Source organism: Streptomyces sp. NPDC002680, from assembly GCF_042889145.1.
GTDB classification, from domain to species: domain Bacteria; phylum Actinomycetota; class Actinomycetes; order Streptomycetales; family Streptomycetaceae; genus Streptomyces; species Streptomyces adonidis.
Window position 1 is genome coordinate 100,629 of the sequence record NZ_JBIAQP010000024.1, and the last position, 17,325, is coordinate 117,953.

The window sequence follows — 17,325 nt, forward strand, 5'->3', positions numbered from 1 at the left end:
CAATCGTGGCGCGCGACATCGCGGCTCCCGTTCTCTCTGGCACGTCCCTGTCCGGCACCGTCCCGACCAACCACAAGCAACTGGTCTCGTGGGTGAACGAGATCGCAGAACTGACGCAACCGGACAGCGTGGTCTGGTGTGACGGATCCGAGGCCGAGTACGAGCGACTGTGCGAAGAGCTCGTCCAAAAAGGCACCTTCAGGAAACTGGACCCGATCAAGCGCCCCAACTCCTACTACGCGGCCTCCGACCCGACCGATGTCGCGCGTGTCGAGGACCGCACCTTCATCTGCTCCGAGAAGGAGGAGGACGCGGGTCCGACGAACCACTGGAAGGACCCCGCCGAGATGCGGGACATCTTCGCGGGGGACAAGGGCGTCTTCCGCGGCTCCATGAAGGGCCGGACGATGTACGTCGTCCCGTTCTGCATGGGTCCCCTCGGCTCGGACCTCTCCGCGATCGGCGTCGAGATCACCGACTCCGCGTACGTCGCCGTCTCCATGCGCACGATGACGCGCATGGGGCAGCCGGTCCTCGACGAACTCGGCACCGACGGTTTCTTCGTGCGTGCAGTGCACACGCTCGGGGCGCCGCTGGCCGAGGGCGAGGCCGACGTGCCGTGGCCGTGCAACTCCACGAAGTACATCTCGCACTTCCCGGAGTCCCGCGAGATCTGGTCCTACGGCTCCGGGTACGGCGGCAACGCGCTGCTCGGCAAGAAGTGCTACGCCCTGCGCATCGCGTCCGTGATGGCGCGGGACGAGGGCTGGCTGGCCGAGCACATGCTCATCCTGAAGCTGACCCCGCCGCAGGGTGAGTCGAAGTACGTCGCCGCCGCCTTCCCGTCGGCCTGCGGCAAGACGAACCTCGCGATGCTGGAACCGACCACTCGCGGCTGGACCGTCGAGACGATCGGCGACGACATCGCCTGGATGCGCTTCGGCGAGGACGGCCGGCTGTACGCCATCAACCCCGAGGCCGGTTTCTTCGGTGTCGCGCCCGGCACCGGTGAGCACACCAACGCCAACGCGATGAAGACCCTGTGGGGCAACTCGGTCTTCACCAACGTCGCCCTCACCGACGACGGCGACATCTGGTGGGAGGGTATGACGGAGGAGACTCCGGCCCATCTGACCGACTGGAAAGGCAACGACTGGACGCCTTCCTCGGGCGTGCCGGCCGCCCACCCCAACGCCCGTTTCACCACCCCCGCCTCGCAGTGCCCGATCATCGCGCCCGAGTGGGAGGACCCCAGGGGCGTGCCGATCTCGGCGATCCTGTTCGGCGGGCGGCGCGCCACCGCCGTACCCCTCGTCACGGAGTCCTTCGACTGGAACCACGGTGTCTTCCTGGGCGCCAACGTGGCCTCCGAGAAGACGGCCGCCGCCGAGGGCAAGGTCGGCGAGCTGCGCCGGGACCCCTTCGCCATGCTGCCGTTCTGCGGCTACAACATGGGCGACTACATGGCCCACTGGATCGACGTGGCGAAGGACAAGGACCAGTCCAAGCTGCCGAAGATCTACTACGTCAACTGGTTCCGGAAGGACGACGAGGGCAAGTTCGTCTGGCCCGGCTTCGGTGAGAACAGCCGGGTCCTGAAGTGGATCGTGGACCGGCTGGACGGCAGGGCCGAGGGCGTCGAGACGCCGATCGGCGTTCTGCCGGCCAAGGGCGCGCTCGACACGGACGGTCTCGAACTCTCCGAGGCCGACCTGGACTTCCTGCTCACGGTCGACAAGGACGTGTGGCGCGAGGAGGCCGCTCTGGTCCCCGAGCACCTCAACACGTTCGGCGAGCACACCCCGAAGGAGCTGTGGGACGAGTACCGGGCGCTGGTGCAGCGTCTGGGCTGACGCCCACGGCCCGTAGAACTCCGCGGCCGGTCGGACTTGCCCTGACCTGCGACGTCGTCACGGCCGGCCGCGGTGACCACCATTCCTACGGGTCTTGTTGGTCGTACATTCGTATCGTCGATCACCCGTGGTGATGGATTTTCGGCGGCCAGAGAGCGCAATACTGGCCACTGGTGGGCGGAACGCCGCATGTCCGGCGGAAAGCTGCCGACATGCCCACATCACTTCCCTCATTCCGCTCGCGGTTCTCACTCAGACCGTTCGTCGTGGCGGCCGTCGGACTGGCGCTCGTCCTGGTTCTGCCCGGCACCGCGCTTGCCGCCCCCGGCGACCTCGATCCCACCTTCAGCGGCGACGGCAGGGTGCTCACCGACTTCGCCGACGGTGACCAGGCCCGCGATGTGGCGGTGCAGCCCGACGGAAAGATCGTCTCCGTCGGCTCCTCCGTCGACGAATCGCTGCTGGAGAGCCGCTTCGCGCTGACCCGCCACAACGCCGACGGCACCCTGGACACCGGCTTCGGCGGTGTCGACGGCGACGAGGCCGGCACGGTGACGACCGCCGTCAACAACATGGGCCCGAGCCTCCAGTGGAGCGAGGCCAACGCCGTGGCGCTGCAGGCCGACGGCAAGATCGTCGTGGTGGGCATGAGCTGGCGGGAGTACGAGGACTGCTGCTGGTTCGTGGTGGCCCGCTACAACGCCGACGGCACCCTGGACAACACCTTCAGCGACGACGGCAGGGTCTTCGCCGACATCGCCGGCCCGACCGAGGCCAAGGACGTGGCGATCGACTCCGCCGGCCGGATCGTCGCCGCCGGATACACGGGCGGCCACATGGCGGTGCTCCGCCTCACCGGCGACGGCACTCCGGACACCACGTTCGGCGGCGACGGCACGGTCACCGCCAATCCGGCGGGGCCGGGCCTCCAGGAGGGCGGGGACGGCCGTGCCCTGGCGTTGCAGCCCGACGGGAAGATCGTCGTCGGCGGCGAGGTCGGTTCGACCCGGTTCGACTTCGCGCTGATGCGCTTCAACACCGACGGCAGCGTGGACACGGGCTTCGACGGCGACGGCATCGTCCGCACCGACTTCGGCGGCTACGACGCGGTGGGATCGCTGGCGGTACAGACCGACGGCAGGATCGTCGCGGCGGGCGGCAGCGACGGCCGGGGTGCGCTGGCCCGCTACAACACCAACGGCAGCCTGGACACGAGCTTCGACGGTGACGGCCTGGTCGTCACGCCCGCCGCCGGCGCCGCGGGCATGGTGCTCCAGCCGGACGGGCGGATCGTCACCGCCGGCAGCAACGGCTCCAACTTCTCGGTCCTGAGGTACACCACCGGCGGCAGCCTGGACAGCGGCTTCGGCATCGGCGGCCGGGCGACCGCGGACTTCGGCGGCATCGATGTGGCGTACGGCGTGCAGCTCGACTCCACCGGCCGGATCGTCGCCGCCGGCGGGGGCGGACCGGACAGCGACTTCGCCCTGGCCCGCTTCGAGGGCGGTGGCACTGCGCCGCCGCCTCCGGCTCCGGACCTGGCGGTCACGAAGAGCGGCACCGGCACGGTGAGCATCGGCGACCGTGCCACGTACACCGTGACGGTCACCAACACGACCGCCGGCACCTCGGCGACCGGCGTCACCCTCACCGACGCGCTCAGCGGCCCCGCCTTCTCGGTCGTCTCCGCGACCACCAGCCAGGGCAGCTGCACGATCAGTGCAACCGGCGCCGGCTGCAACCTGGGCACACTCACCGCCGGTACGCCCAGTGCCACGGTGACGATCGTCGTGGAACCCCGCGCCACCGGCACCCTCACGAACACCGCCACGGCCACCTCGACCCCGGGCGACCCAGCCCCCGGCAACAACACCGCCGTGGCGACCACCGCCGTGAACAACTCCCGGGGCTGCACGATCACCGGCACCAGCGCCTCCGAGACCCTCAACGGGACCGGCGGCAACGACGTGATCTGCGGTCTCGGCGGCAACGACATCATCCGCCCCGGGATCGGCAACGACACCGTCCACGGCAACTTCGGCAACGACAACGTCGACGGCGCATCCGGTGCGGACACCCTGAACGGCGGTCCGGGCAACGACACCCTGACCGGCAACATCGGCAACGACCGGCTCGACACCCGCGACGGCGTCGGCGGCAACGACACCGCCAACGGCGGCACCGGCTTCGACACCTGCACCACCGACCCGGGCGACGCGCGCATCAGCTGCCCCTGACGACCGACGGCGTACGTCAGTCGCCCAGCCCGCCGCTCCGGGGCCCCCGGCCCTCCAGATAGCGGGTGTGCGACTCCTGGCGGCGGGCCTCGATCTCCCTGAGGCCGGCCGCCAGCGCCTCGGCCTCGTCCCGCAACAGCCCGAGCTGCCGCTCCAGATGCCGTTCCGGCGGCTCCTGACCCGGCGCGAGCCGCGTCCACCAGCGGGTCCGTACGAAACTGTCGACGGCCTCGGGCAGATCCTGCCGCACGATCCGCGACAGCGCGTGCACGCCCTCCGGGTCCTGCGCCAGTACGTCCGTCACCCACCCGGGCTCCAGCAACGCACCGACCAGCCCGGACAGTTCGGTCACCTGCCCGGCCGCCGCCGGTGGCAGCTCGACCTGCCCCAGATAGGCGCCCAGCCGCTCGAAGTCCCCGCGCAGCTCGTCGAGTTGGGCGGAGAGCTGCGCCGACGGGTCCGGGAAGTCGGGCAGCGGCTGCCGTTCCGGCGGGGCGATCAGCGCGCCCGCGCCGTACAGTCCCGCGACGACGACCGGCCAGTACGGTCCCGCCACACCCGTGAAGGTCAGCACCAGGCCCACCAGCCCGCACGCGCTGCCCGCGATGTTCTTCCGGGACTCCAGATACCCGACGAACCTACTGGTAGCCACGGATCTCCTTGAACGCGCCGTCGAGCGAGCCCTTCTGGGCGTCGAAGAGACGGCCGCCGGTCAGCTCGGCGATGTGCGCCAGTTCGGCGCGGTCGGAGTCGCCGAACAGGATGGGGAAGACTGGTATCTCCCGTTGATGAGAGGGGAGTTGGCGGTAGAAGCCGTCGAACTCCGCTGCCTTCGCGCCCGCCGTGTTCTCGCCGTCCGTCATCAGCACGATCGACGTGAACGTGTCGCGGTCGGCGCCGAGTTGCTCGTACGCCTTCTCCAGCGAGGTGTAGATCGCGGTGTCGCCGTCCGCTGAGAGGGCGTCGGTGTCCCGGCGGATCGCGTCCAGCCCGCTCTGCGGATCGGTGGAGCTCACGACATGCGTCGACACGCTCTTCACGTCCGACCCGAACGGCATCAGCGTGACCTCCTCGCGGTGCCGGAAGTCGCCGGTGAGACCCTTCAGCGCCTCCTTCAGGCCGGACAGCCGGTCGCCCTCCATCGAGCCCGAGGTGTCGAGGACGTACACGGTCCGCGAGGGGCGGCGCAGCTTGTTCTCGTACGCGTCGAGCAGACCGTCGGCGACGGATCGGCTGCCGGGGAAGGGGAGTTCGCGGCGGCGGGAGGTGTCGAGGCCGGTCGCGGGCGGTACGGAGGCGACGACCGGGCGGCGGTGGGTCACGTCAGTGATCTCCCGCTGTGTCGCCGGGGTGCGCAGGGCCTCCGTCAGTCGGCGGACGTTCTCGCGGGTCGCCGCGTCGGTCGAGGCGAGGGAGGTGATCGGGTAGTCGGCGGTGACGACTCCGTCGCGCGGGCGGATCACCGTCAGCTCCGGGATGCCCTTGAGGACGGACTCGTAGTTGAGCAGGGCGTCCACGGTGCCGCGCCGGTCGTAGGCGGCGGCCAGCCAGCCCGACGAACTGGACGTCAGCTTCTGCCCCTTGAAGAACTCCTTCAGCCGGGGCGACGCCTTCTCCACATCCGCGTCGGTGAGCGCCGACTGCGCTCCGGACAGTCCCGAGGCCACCGAAACCAGCGTGGAGAAGCCGGAGTTGGAGCGCGCAGGGTCGGTCATGCCGTACGTCAGCTTCCCGTCCCGTACCGCCTGCTCCACCTGGGACCAGGTGACCTGGTCCGGCTGCCAGCCCAACTCCGCGACGGTGGCGGGCTTTACGCCGATGGCGACCGGGCTCGACATGATCGGCGTCTCCGACACGACCTTCTTCGCCGCGTCGGGACGCAGCCGCAGATAGTCGTTGGAGGACAGCCACAGGGCGTCGTAGCGCCCGTCCGTCTTCCCGTTCGCCAGCATGTCGATGGCGTCGAGGGTGCCCATGTAGGTGGGCCTGACCTTGATGCCGGTGTCCTTCTCGACCTTGTCGAGGACCGGCGTCATGTCGGACAGCTCGCTGGAGGCGAGGACACGGAGGGTGCCGGGCTCGGGGGAGCCGTTGTCGAAGAGCTGCTCGGGCTCCTGCTGCGTCGTGCAGGCGGTCAGGAGAGCGAGGGCGAGAACGGCTGTGACGGTGAACCTGCGTCTCCTGCTCATATCTGGCCTCCGTCCAGCGCGCTCTGTGAGCGGCTGCGGTCCAAGTAGGCGCTCGCGTGCTGGAGTTCGGAGGTCAGCGACTCCACGGTCGCCGCCATCGCCTCCGTCGCCTGGACCTTGTAGGTGTCGATGGTGTCGAGGGTGCGGTAGATCTGCTGGAAGGCGGTGCGGAGGGTCTCCGCCCCGACGGCCGGGTCGGCGGCGATCCGCTGGATCTCGCCGCTCTGGGTGGCGAGCATCTCCGCGTTGCCCCGGATGAGATCCTCGGTCGTCCCGCGCAACGCGTTGACCTGCTCGATGACCTTCTTCTGGTTGTCGAGGGCGGACGCCAGCATCACGGAGATGCGCAGCGCGGACACGGTCGTGGTGGCCGCGCGGTCGACCCCCTTGATCAGCTCGTCGTTGTTGCGGCGTACGACGTCCATGGCGAGGTAGCCCTGGGCGCATACGGCGAGTTGGGTGAGCAGGTCCTGGTGCTTCTGCCGGACCGGGAAGAGGACGTCGGCGCGGAGGTGGTCGGCGGCCGTCGGATCGGTCAACTCCAGGCCGCTGATGTGCTGTTCGACGGCGGAGTCCAGGGCCTCGGTCAGGACCACGTACTCCTGGAGCTTGCCCATGGTCTCCCAGAGGCGGACGCGTTCTGTCTGGAGGGCCGCGCTGTCTCTGCGCAGCTCATCCTGTCCGCCGCGCAGCGAGCCCACGATCTTGTTCAGGGTGGCCTGCGAGGAGGCGTACTTGGCGACGTGGTCGCGCAGCTTGTTGCCGCCGGGCAGTCTGGACAGGAGCTTGCGCCCCTTGCTCGCGGGCAGGTCACGCGGGTCCAAGTCCTCGACCACGCGCCGGAGTTCGACGAGTGAGCCCGCGACCAGCGACTGGGCGTCCCCGCCCTTGCCCGGCAGGCTGCGCACGGCCCGTTCCAGCATGCGGTTGGACTGCGCGGCGGCCGACCGCATCTCACCGGCGCCGAGGCCGGTGATCTCCCCGACCCGGCCCGCGAACTCGGGCGAGCGGGCGTCGAGGGAAGCGAGCTGTCCGACGTACTCGGCGGCCTTGCGGGCCATGTCCGTACGGACACTGTCGTCGACCGGGACGAGCCCGCCGGCCTTCTCGCGCGGCACGGCCGCGACGGGCTCGGGCGCGGTGAGCGTGAAGACGTCGTCGCCGCTCAGGCTGGTGTTCTGACTGCTGTTCTGGTTCGGGAACTGACCCGGGTTCTGGTTCGGCTTCTGGAAGTTCATCTGTGATCCCCCCTGGTTACGACTGGCTCCGGGCCCGGCGCGCCATCTCGCGCAGCACCTCGGAGGTGGGCACGGGCGCCTGCCGGACGCCGGTCAGCTTCTGGTTGAGGTAGGCGGCGTCGGCCGCGGTGGCCGCGACGAACTCGGCGGCGTCGCCCTGCGGCCGGAACCCGTGCCGGACGGCGAGCTTGCGCAACACCGGGTCGTCGCTGAGGAGTTCACCGAGCGCGCGGCCCTCCTCGGTCAGCGGTACGACGGTGTGGTCGCTGTTGGCCGTCGTGTCGGGGTAGAGGACGGTGAGGTCGCCCGCGCTCTGCTGACCGCTGTCGTCGCCGAGCAGGGAGGCGACCTGCGACTCGTACACAAGCACCAGCGGGTTGCCGGCGCCGCTCACGAAGTCCCGGAACGCCGCGTCGGAGCTGGGCTGTTGGGCGCCCTGGACGCTGATCAGCTTGTGCATCAGGGGCGCGGTGCGGTCGATGTCGGCGTCGCTCGCGACCACCCTGCCGCCGTTCGCCACATAGCTGGTCGCGGCGAGGTAGAGGGCACCGGAGCTGGAACTCTCCGGGTCGGTGGAGGCGATGTACAGGGTGCCGGTCAACTCCCCATATTTGTCGGCGCCCTTGAGCTGCTGCCAGGTGCGGTCGTCGCCCGCGGCCTTGACGTAGGCGGCCATCTTGAGGGTGCCGCGATGCTGCCCCTTGTCGAGCGTGGCGAGTCCGTTGGCGGCCAACACCTCGGCGGCGTTGCGGTGGGCCACGACGACGAGCGGCGAGTAGAAGGGCCTCGGGAGCGGCTGGCGTGCCTTGTACTTGGCGGCCAGTTCGTCGGCGGGGGCCTGGCTGGACGGGAACGCGAAGTCGTAGCCCTTGAGGTCGAGGCCCTCCATGGCCCACGACCCGGAGGTCTCCGTCCGCACGGTGTAGCCCTTGGCGGCAAGGGCCTTCACCACATCGGGATCGGCGAAGAACTCGGCCTTCTCCGACCCGACAACTCCGTGCACGGTCTTCGTTGCCGTGCTCTGGTCCCCGTTGTCCCGGCCCGCCACGACGGCTGCCACCACGCCACCGATCAGCAGGACCGCGAGGACAATCCCTACGATTCGTCTCACGCGGGGAGCGTGCTCCCGGAATCCAACGTTCCCCGCCTAGAAGGATGAACGGAGGGTGAAGCACCCGTCCCGGTACGCAACGGAATCCAGCCAACGCAGGGGACTGCACCCCCTGAGGGGCGGTAGCCCCTAAGGGGCGCGGGGAACTGCGCGATCAGCCACGAACAACCCGCAGCCGCACACAACAGAAGCCCCCACGGCGAACCGCACCGCAACCACCGGCACCTCACAACCCGGAGCCACAAGACCAACCCTGCTCAAGCGAACGCAGTGCTGTGGCACCCGGTCCGCACGTCGCTGCGGGAGCGCGCGGACCGGGGCCGTAGGGGGAGCCCCGGAGGGGGCTAGCGGGACGCGAGCGCGCGAGGCCCGCTGGCCTCCGCGTGGGCGTCCATACGTTCGGCGGCGAGAATCGCGGCAGCCGTATCCGCCCGCGACGCCGCGACAACCAGCGCCCGCCCCGCAAGCGCATGCGCCCGCCGATGCAGCGCGGCGACATCGGCCCCGGCATCGCGGGACGCCGACGCCCGGGCCGGCGTACGCCCACGCCGCAACCTGCTCACCTCGGCGGTGAGCCGCTCCGCGGCCGTGTCCAGGTCAGCGGAGGGCGCGACGGCGCGCAGATCATCGGTCGCGGTGAGAAGCGCGGCGAGGTGGCCGGCCAGCTGAATGTCCAGCTCTTCCTCGCGCGACCGGTGGGGGAAGTCCGGGGCGGCGCCGGCCAGCGTGCTGTGGACCGACGGGGTGCGGATCGGTTCGTACATGGGGAGATGGCCTCCTGTGCGCTGACAGGAAACCATCCTAGCTTAGATTTCGTCTAAAGTTGACCCCGGTCGCGGAGGGTGAAGCGCTGACTACGGCTGGCTGTAGCCGTCCAGGAATGTGCCGATACGGGTCACCGCGTCGCGCAGATCGTTGACCGTGGGGAGCGTGACGACGCGGAAGTGGTCCTGCTCGGGCCAGTTGAAGCCCGTACCGTGCACGACCATGATCTTCTCGCGGCGGAGCAGGTCCAGGACCATCCGCCGGTCGTCCTTGATCTTGAAGACGTTCGGGTCGAGGCGCGGGAAGAGATAGAGCGCGCCCTTGGGTCGTACACACGTCACGCCCGGAATCTGCGTGAGCAGTTCGTAGGCGACGTCCATCTGTTCCTTGAGCCGCCCGCCCGGCAGTACCAGGTCGTTGATCGTCTGGCGCCCGCTGAGCGCGGCGACGACACCGTGCTGGCCCGGCATGTTCGCGCACAGGCGCATGTTCGCCAGGATCGTCAGGCCCTCGATGTAGGAGTCGGCGTGCGCGCGGGGGCCGGAGATCGACATCCAGCCGACGCGGTAACCGGCGACGCGGTACGCCTTCGACATGCCGTTGAAGGTGAGCGTGAGGAGATCGGGGGCGATCTTGGCGGTCGAGGTGTGCGTGGTGCCGTCGTACAGGATCTTGTCGTAGATCTCGTCGGAGCAGACGAGGAGGTTGTGGCGGCGGGCGATGTCGGTCAGACCCCGGAGCATGGCGTCGTCGTACACCGCACCGGTCGGGTTGTTCGGGTTGATGATGACGATCGCCTTGGTGCGGTCGGTGACCTTGCGCTCGATGTCCGCGAGGTCGGGCATCCAGTCGGCCTGCTCGTCGCAGCGGTAGTGGACCGCCGTACCGCCGGAGAGGGAGACGGCCGCCGTCCACAGGGGGTAGTCGGGGGCTGGGACGAGCACCTCGTCGCCGTCGTCGAGCAGGGCCTGCATCGCCATCACGATCAGCTCGGAGACGCCGTTGCCGACGAATACGTGTTCGACGTCCGTCTCGATACCGAGGGTCTGGTTGTGCATGACGACGGCCCGGCGCGCGGCCAGCAGTCCCTTCGCGTCGCCGTACCCGTGGGCCGACGACACGTTGCGGAGGATGTCCTCCAGGATCTCGGGCGGAGCCTCGAAGCCGAAGGCGGCCGGGTTGCCGGTGTTCAGCTTGAGGATGCGATGCCCTGCCGCCTCAAGCCGCATCGCCTCTTCGAGAACCGGGCCCCGGATCTCGTAACAGACGTTGGCGAGCTTGGTCGACTGGATCAGCTGCATGGCGGTGAGTTTACGGGGCCGTAATGCGTGGGGCGTCGTGTTATCCGCCACGTGGGACGAGGTCGGGGACGGAGACGGGGCGCGGAAGGGGAACGTGTGGACCTGGAGACCGTCGCCTTCGATTCCGCCGAGGCGTTCGAGGCGTGGCTCGGAGAGAATCACGCCGTCCACCGGGACAAGGTGGCCGCCTTGATCGAGCAGGGCCGGATGCGTCCGCCGGGGCCGGCGGAGATCGACCGGGCCAGAGCGGACGATGAGCGCAGTCGCCCGGGAGTCAGCTCTTACAGGCGAGCGCATATTGCTCAGCCGGTCCGAGCCGCCCGTCGTACCCGCTACTCGTTGCGTGCCGTTTCGGGTCCCGTGATCCGTCTGAGCAGCGGCATCGTGGATGCGATGACCCCGAGCGAGGCGACGAGCCCGGCGAACACGATCGCGTAGTACTGGATCCCCGGTGCCCGGATCGAGTAGCTGAACTGTGCCTGTACGAACAGCTGGGCGGCCAGGAAACCCATCCCGATCGCCACCACCGCGACCACCAGGAGCGGGACCGCGCTCTCCAGCAGTACCACCCGCCGCAGCACCCCGAGCTGCGTACCGGTCAGCCGCAGCAGACTGAAGGGTCGCTTGCGGTCGCGCAGGCCCCCGGCCACGCTCACCGCCAGGCTGCAGCCGGCGATGGGGAAACTGACCAGAATGACCACGTTGGCCAGTTGCTGGTATCCGGCCAGCTCCGCACCACGCTCGGCATGGTCCTCACGGACGGTCGACGGGACCTCCTGGCCGGGATACGTGTTCACGAGGATGGTGCGCGCGCGTTCGATCGTCGGCGTCGACCCGTCGGTGGCCACGACGATCTCCCGGACCGGCAGGCGGGCGAGCCGCTGGTCGGAGATGGCGGCGGCCGGCCATGCCGTGGGCCAGCGCTCCCAGTCGTATGTGCCGAAGGTGCCGTAGTTCTCGCTGACCGACACCGCTTCGGCTCCGGCGGCGCAGGCGCTGTAGGCCGGCATCTTCGCGAGCTCGGCGCACGAGGCCAGGCCGGCCACCGGCGGTGTTTCGGAGCCCTGGGGATCGCGATAGCCCGGGTCCGTGGTGCCGAGCGGGTTCGTGTGGATCGTCAGCACGCCATTGACGCCCGGTACGGAGTTCAGGTCGTCCAGCGCGGCCTGCGAGAGCGGTGGTACGCCTCCGGTCGACTCCCCTGACGATGGGCTGACCCCGTGGACGTAGCCGGCGACCAGGGCGTCGGCGACCGCCGGGCTGCCCTTCGGGATGCCCCGCTCGGCGTTCAACGAGCCGATGATCCCGACGGCGGCGCTGGTGACGCACAGGGCGAGCACCAGCCCGCTGACCGCGCGGAAGCCGGCCTTCGGGTCGTCCGCGAGCCGTCGGCCCGCGACGAGCAGCGCGGGCCGGCTGGTGTGCCGGGCCAGGACGCGGGCTCCGGCCATGGTCAGCCAGGGTCCGGCGATGACGAGTCCGGTCAGGACCAGCAGGATCCCCGGGACGAAGGCCCAGATCTGGCCGTTGGTGCTCCGGGGCACCCGGCCGATGATGTACGAGAGTTCGGCGATACCGGCGGCCAGTGGGATCACCCGATAGACCCGCGGCGGGCGTGGCGTGACGCGCCGGGTGACCCCGAGCGGGGAGACCTGCACGCGGCGCAGGGAGATCCGGGCCGCGATCGCGGCCCCCACCGGGACGGCGACGGCGACGAGCAGGATGTCGCCGGTCCGGAGCGTGATGTCGTCGGCGAAGTACGGCGTACGGGTGAGGTTGACCGCCGCCAGTTGCGTACGGAACAGGGCGAAGAGGCCGAAGCCGAGGATCGTGCCGACGACCGCGGCGACCGTCGACTCGACGGTCGCAAGCATCGAGATCTGCCCCGGCGTGGCGCCCACCAGGCGCATCGCGGCGAAGCGCTGCTCACGGCGGGCGGCTGCCAGTCTGGTGGCCGTGCCGATGAGGATGAGCACCGGGAAGATCAGGGCGGTACCCGCGACGGAGAGGATGAGCTTGATGCCACTGCTGTCGATGCCCGTCCTGACCGTGCAGTTCGTGCCGTTGCAGCTGCTGGGGGTGACGGTGGTGATCGAGGTGACCTGGGTGGCGTCGTGCTGCTGCGCGAGCTGGTCGGGGCTGTGGCCGACGACGATGAGCAGGGAGTCGGGGCCCGGGAGTGCCGCCTTGCCGACCGTACCGACCTCGTGGCCGGGGTAGCGGTCGGCGAGTTCGGCGGCCGGGGTGGCGTGGAGGAGCTTGCTGAGGGCCGGTGAGGCGTAGAACTCGCCCGGTCCAGGAAGGCGCGAAAGGCCCGGTGGGACCGGGGAGTCGGGGCCGGTGGCGGCGACGTCGACACGACCGATGATCCTGCCGTCGAAGCGGTCCGCCCTGAGCAGCCACCACAGCGGGTCCGTGTCCGCCTTCGCTTCCGACGGGCTCGACGCGCTCGTGCCGGAGCCGGTGTTGAGCCACGCGTTGCGGCTGTTCTGGGTGGCGGTGGCGTTGATGGCCGCCAGGATGCTCAGCAGCAGGCCGACACCGAGGGCGACGGCGGCCGCGATGACCGCGAGGCGGGCGCCTGCCTCCCTGCCACCGCTCAGGGTGAGGCGCAGACCGAGGCGGATCACGAGGTGAGCCGTTCGACGTACAGCGGCGTCGCCCTGCCGTCGCGCACGATGACCTCGCGATTTGCGAAGGCGGCCACCCGCGGTTCGTGGGTGACGAGGACGACGGTGGTGCCCTCCTCGCGTACGGAGGCGACCAGCAGGTCCATCACGTGCTCGCCGGTGAGTGAGTCGAGTGCCCCGGTCGGCTCGTCGGCGAACAGCACTGTGGGCCGGGAGACCAGGGCTCGGGCCAGGGCGACACGCTGTGCCTGTCCGCCGGAGAGTTCGCCGGAGCGGCGCCCCTCCAGGCCGTCCAGGCCGAGCCGTGCGAACCACGGCCGGGCCTCGGCCAGCGCGCTCGCCCGGCGGGACTTGGCCAGCAGCAGCGGCAGGGCGACGTTCTCCTCGGCGGTCAGCTCGGGGACGAGCTGACCGAACTGGAAGACGAAGCCGAAGTGGTCCCGCCGTAACGTGCTCCGCTCGGGCTCGCGCAGGCTGTCGACGCGTCGGCCGTCGAACCAGATCTCGCCCGAGTCGGGTACGAGGATTCCGGCCAGGCAGTGCAGCAGCGTGGACTTGCCGGAGCCGCTCGGGCCGGTGACGGCGAGGATCTCGCCGGCCCGGGCGGAAAGATTCGCACCCTGCAGCGCCGGGGTCTGCCCGAACGACAGGACGGCATCGCGCGCTTCCACGAGGAAGCCTTCGTCCGAACTCATGAGCGCACCTCCGCTGTCAGGGCCGCGAGCCGCGCCACGGTCTGGTCCATCCACCGCAGATCGGCCTCCAGGTGGTACACGCCGTGGTCGGCGAGCAGCGAGTCGATCGTGCTGCCGGTGCGGCGCAGTTCGGTCAGCTCCCGCATCCGCTCCATGTGGGCGGCGCGCTGGATGTCGAGGTACGCGCGCGGGTCGCGCTCCAGCAGCAGTCCCAGCACGACCTTGGTGAACAGCACGGTCTGCAGGTGCGGTTCGCCCGCGACCGGCTCGGTCAGCCAGGTCTCGACCTGTGTGACCCCCAGCTCGGTGATCACGTAACGCTTGCGGTCCGGCCCCGCCCCTGGCTCGGTCTCGCCGACCTCGACCTTCCCGTCGCGGGCGAGGCGGCCCAGGGTCGAGTAGACCTGCCCGGCGGGCAGGGGCTTGCCCCGGCCGAAGAAGGTGTCGTAGTCGCGCTTGAGGTCGTAGCCGTGGCTCGACTCCCGTTCGAGGAGTCCGAGGAGTGCCAGAGGAACAGTCATATCTCAGTATCTACACTCAGTATCTAGTCGACGTCAACGGGCGGGATACGTCCGCTTTCGGTACGCCACCTCCGCGTCTCGCACCGGCCCCCGTCCGCATCGACGCCCTGTGTGCACAATCCCGCCAACTCCCGGCCGGAAACGATTCCTTGCCCCAACCGCCCCTCCCGCATCACAATGCGCATGACAAAAAGTGGGCGGCCGGAAAACCTCCGGTCGCTCCTTCGTATGAGGGGACCCCCACATGAACAAGCCTCTCCTTGCCGCGCTCGCAGCCCTGGTGATCACCGGGGCGGGAGCGGTGCCCGCGGTCGCCGCGCAGGCCGACACGGCCGCGTCCGTCGGGAAGAGCACCACCGTCAAGGCGGCTGCCGCGCCTGCCATCCAGGCCGTCAACTTCGCCGGCACGGTCTCGCTCTCCAACTGTTCCGGCTCGCTCGTCCGCTTCCCCAGCTCCGAGTCCGACGACCCGGCGCTGGTCATGTCCAACGGGCACTGCCTGGAGACCGGCTTCCCGGCCGCCGGCGAGGTCATCGTCGACCAGGCGTCCACCCGTACCTTCGGGCTGCTCAACGCCTCGGCGACCCGGGTCGGCACCCTGCGTGCCAGCAAGATCGCGTACGCGACGATGACCGACACGGACGTGTCGCTCTACCAGCTCACGACCACGTACGCGCAGATCGCCAGCAGCTACGGCATCAGCCCGCTCACCCTCAACGACACCCACCCGGTGGCCGGTACCGCGATCACGGTCGTCTCCGGGTACTGGAAGCGGACGTACGCCTGCAACATCGATGGCTTCGCCTACCGGCTGAAGGAAGGGGAGTGGACCTGGAAGGACTCGGTCCGTTACACCTCCGCCTGCCAGACCATCGGGGGTACCTCGGGGTCGCCGGTCGTCGACAACGCCACCGGGAATGTTGTTGCCGTCAACAACACCGGTAATGAGGACGGGGGGCGTTGCACCGACAACAACCCGTGCGAGGTGGACGCGAACGGCACGGTGACTGTTCGCGAGGGCATCAACTATGCGCAGGAGACCTACCAGATCCCGGCTTGCTTCGGGCTCGACAACAAGTTGGATCTGAGCCGCAGTGGGTGTGTGCTGCCCAAGCCGTAGCGCTCGGGGGCATCTGCCGCGCCGTCGTGGCTGGTCGCGCAGTTCCCCGCGCCCCTTAGGGGGTTCGCCTGACCGACTTGCCTGCCAGTACGTCTGTTCGGCGGCCGTCTTCCATCACGAAGCGGCCGTCGATCAGGACGTGTGGGATGCCCGTCGGGAGAGTGCGGGGGGACTCGAACGTCGAGCCTGCTGCCACCGTTGCCGGGTCGAAGAGGACCAGGTCGGCTCGGTAGCCCTCTCGGACCAGGCCCCGGTCCGGGAGGCGTAGGCGGGCCGCCGGGCGTGCGGTCAGGTGGGCCACGCACTCCTCCAGGGTGAGGATCCCCAACTCCCTTACGTATCGGCCGAGATACTGCGGGAACGTGCCGTATGCGCGGGGGTGCGGTTTCGTGCCCTGGAGGATGCCGTCCGAGCCGCCCGTGTGGACGCGGTGGCGCATGATCGTGCGGACGTTCTCCTCGTGGCCCACGTGCTGGAGGATCGTCGTGCCCAGGCGGTCGGTGAGCAGGAGGCTGCGGGCCGTTGTCCAGGGGGTCTCGGCTCGCGAGTTCGCCGACTCCTGGATCGTGCGGCCCACGAACTCGCCCAGTGCCGGGTCCGTCACGCCCGAGATCTCGATCGTGTTCCACTCGATGGGGACGCCGTGGCAGCCGTCGGCTCCGATCACCTCCATGTGGTGGCGGATGCGTTCAGCGGTCGTGTCGTCCGTCAGGCGCTTGAGAATCTCCTCCGGGCCGCCCTCGCTCGCCCAACTCGGCAGCATCGCCACCAGCGTTGTGCTGCCGGGCGTGTAGGGGTAGGTGTCGAGGGTCAGGTCCGCACCCTCCGCCAGCGCCTCGTCCAGGAGCGTCAGCAGCTCCGGCGCCTTGCCCTCGTTCACGCCGAAGTTCATCGTGGCGTGGGCCAGGTGGAGCGGGCAGCCGGCTTCCTTCGTCAGCTGCACCATCTCCGCGTACGCCTCCAGCGCGCCCGCCCCGTACGAGCGGTGGTGCGGGCAGTAGTAGCCGCCGTACCGCGCCACCACCCGGCACAGTTCCGTGAGTTCGGCGTCCTTGGCGTACATGCCGGGTGTGTAGGTGAGCCCGGACGACATGCCCACCGCGCCCTGTTCCATCCCCTCCGCGACCAACTGCCGCATCCGGTCCAGCTCTTGGGGTGTCGCCTCGCGGTCCTCCCAGCCGACGGCCAGCATGCGGACCGTCCCCTGGGGGATGAGGTAGGCCGCGTTGACCGCGATGCCCCGGTCCAGCCGGTCGAGATACTCGCCCACCGATCGCCAGTCGAAGTCGATGTCGTCGCCGTTGCCGTTCCAGCCGGTGATCGCGCGGCGGACCTCGGCGAGGGTGCGGTCGTCGACCGGGGCGTACGACAGCCCGTCCTGGCCCAGGACTTCGAGGGTCACCCCCTGCGCCACCTTCGCACTGTGGTCGGGGTCGCGGAGGAGGGCCAGGTCACTGTGGGCGTGCATGTCGATGAAACCGGGGGAGAGGGTGAGCCCGGAGGCGTCCAACTCCCGACGCGCCCTTGGGCGTTGACAGCCCGCTGCCGCCGCCTCCTGGACGATCGAGACGATCCTGCCGCCGTCGACCACCACATCGGCGCGGTACGACGGGCCGCCCGAGCCGTCCACGACCTCCGCGTCCCGAATGACCAGCTCTTCCACGC

Annotated in this window: 13 protein-coding genes; 3 read left to right on the forward strand and 10 right to left on the reverse strand. The window is 69.7% G+C overall.

What is annotated here, in order from left to right:
• The first annotated feature begins 5 nt into the window (after positions 1-5).
• Entirely contained in the window at positions 6-1,853 is a 1,848-nt protein-coding gene (locus tag ACFYXF_RS44865) for a phosphoenolpyruvate carboxykinase (GTP) (RefSeq protein ID WP_389358823.1), read from the forward strand.
• Between the two features lie 266 nt (positions 1,854-2,119).
• On the forward strand, positions 2,120-4,090 hold the full coding sequence (locus ACFYXF_RS44870; protein WP_389358825.1) for a calcium-binding protein: 1,971 nt from the start codon (positions 2,120-2,122) through the stop codon (positions 4,088-4,090).
• A 16-nt stretch (positions 4,091-4,106) separates the two neighbouring features.
• Here the strand turns inward: ACFYXF_RS44870 and ACFYXF_RS44875 are convergent, their stop codons facing one another.
• The 9 genes from ACFYXF_RS44875 to ACFYXF_RS44915 all read right to left on the reverse strand — a co-directional run bounded on the left by ACFYXF_RS44875 (position 4,107) and on the right by ACFYXF_RS44915 (position 14,540).
• The gene (locus ACFYXF_RS44875) at positions 4,107-4,742 is read right to left on the reverse strand and encodes a hypothetical protein (RefSeq protein ID WP_389358827.1); all 636 of its coding nucleotides are present in this window, start codon (positions 4,740-4,742) and stop codon (positions 4,107-4,109) included.
• Positions 4,729-6,279, reverse strand: a complete 1,551-nt coding sequence (locus ACFYXF_RS44880) for a substrate-binding domain-containing protein (RefSeq protein ID WP_389358829.1) — start codon at positions 6,277-6,279, stop codon at positions 4,729-4,731. Before ACFYXF_RS44880 ends, ACFYXF_RS44875 begins: the two co-directional genes overlap by 14 nt.
• Positions 6,276-7,517: a toxic anion resistance protein gene (locus tag ACFYXF_RS44885; RefSeq protein WP_389358831.1), complete on the reverse strand. Its 1,242-nt coding sequence runs from the start codon at positions 7,515-7,517 to the stop codon at positions 6,276-6,278. The genes ACFYXF_RS44880 and ACFYXF_RS44885 overlap by 4 nt, the downstream gene beginning before the upstream one ends.
• Before the next feature lie 16 nt (positions 7,518-7,533).
• Positions 7,534-8,628, reverse strand: a complete 1,095-nt coding sequence (locus ACFYXF_RS44890) for a hypothetical protein (RefSeq protein WP_389358833.1) — start codon at positions 8,626-8,628, stop codon at positions 7,534-7,536.
• Between the two features lie 344 nt (positions 8,629-8,972).
• Positions 8,973-9,392: a hypothetical protein gene (locus ACFYXF_RS44895; RefSeq protein ID WP_389358835.1), complete on the reverse strand. Its 420-nt coding sequence runs from the start codon at positions 9,390-9,392 to the stop codon at positions 8,973-8,975.
• A gap of 90 nt (positions 9,393-9,482) precedes the next feature.
• Positions 9,483-10,694 (reverse strand): pyridoxal phosphate-dependent aminotransferase, encoded by a 1,212-nt coding sequence (locus tag ACFYXF_RS44900; protein ID WP_389358837.1) that lies wholly within the window; start codon positions 10,692-10,694, stop codon positions 9,483-9,485.
• A 332-nt stretch (positions 10,695-11,026) separates the two neighbouring features.
• Positions 11,027-13,324 (reverse strand): FtsX-like permease family protein, encoded by a 2,298-nt coding sequence (locus tag ACFYXF_RS44905; protein ID WP_389358839.1) that lies wholly within the window; start codon positions 13,322-13,324, stop codon positions 11,027-11,029.
• A complete protein-coding gene (locus ACFYXF_RS44910; RefSeq protein ID WP_389358841.1) occupies positions 13,321-14,019 on the reverse strand; it encodes an ABC transporter ATP-binding protein in 699 nt (232 codons plus the stop codon). The genes ACFYXF_RS44905 and ACFYXF_RS44910 overlap by 4 nt, the downstream gene beginning before the upstream one ends.
• On the reverse strand, positions 14,016-14,540 hold the full coding sequence (locus ACFYXF_RS44915; RefSeq protein WP_389358843.1) for a PadR family transcriptional regulator: 525 nt from the start codon (positions 14,538-14,540) through the stop codon (positions 14,016-14,018). The genes ACFYXF_RS44910 and ACFYXF_RS44915 overlap by 4 nt, the downstream gene beginning before the upstream one ends.
• Positions 14,541-14,784: 244 nt before the next feature.
• Here ACFYXF_RS44915 and ACFYXF_RS44920 point away from each other — a divergent pair, with 244 nt between their 5' ends.
• On the forward strand, positions 14,785-15,660 hold the full coding sequence (locus tag ACFYXF_RS44920; protein ID WP_389358845.1) for a serine protease: 876 nt from the start codon (positions 14,785-14,787) through the stop codon (positions 15,658-15,660).
• A 55-nt stretch (positions 15,661-15,715) separates the two neighbouring features.
• On the opposite strand, the gene ACFYXF_RS44925 is transcribed toward ACFYXF_RS44920, so the two are convergent.
• Positions 15,716-17,323 (reverse strand): amidohydrolase family protein, encoded by a 1,608-nt coding sequence (locus ACFYXF_RS44925; RefSeq protein WP_389358847.1) that lies wholly within the window; start codon positions 17,321-17,323, stop codon positions 15,716-15,718.
• Positions 17,324-17,325 lie beyond the last annotated feature (2 nt).

Bases quoted from the DNA above. Each gene is read 5' to 3' on its own strand.
- ACFYXF_RS44880 (WP_389358829.1), bottom strand. From the start codon at position 6,279: ATGAGCAGGAGACGCAGGTTCACCGTCACAGCCGTTCTCGCCCTCGCT.
- ACFYXF_RS44885 (WP_389358831.1), bottom strand. From the start codon at position 7,517: ATGAACTTCCAGAAGCCGAACCAGAACCCGGGTCAGTTCCCGAACCAG.
- ACFYXF_RS44895 (WP_389358835.1), bottom strand. From the start codon at position 9,392: ATGTACGAACCGATCCGCACCCCGTCGGTCCACAGCACGCTGGCCGGC.
- ACFYXF_RS44900 (WP_389358837.1), bottom strand. From the start codon at position 10,694: ATGCAGCTGATCCAGTCGACCAAGCTCGCCAACGTCTGTTACGAGATC.
- ACFYXF_RS44910 (WP_389358841.1), bottom strand. From the start codon at position 14,019: ATGAGTTCGGACGAAGGCTTCCTCGTGGAAGCGCGCGATGCCGTCCTG.
- ACFYXF_RS44915 (WP_389358843.1), bottom strand. From the start codon at position 14,540: ATGACTGTTCCTCTGGCACTCCTCGGACTCCTCGAACGGGAGTCGAGC.
- ACFYXF_RS44920 (WP_389358845.1), top strand. From the start codon at position 14,785: ATGAACAAGCCTCTCCTTGCCGCGCTCGCAGCCCTGGTGATCACCGGG.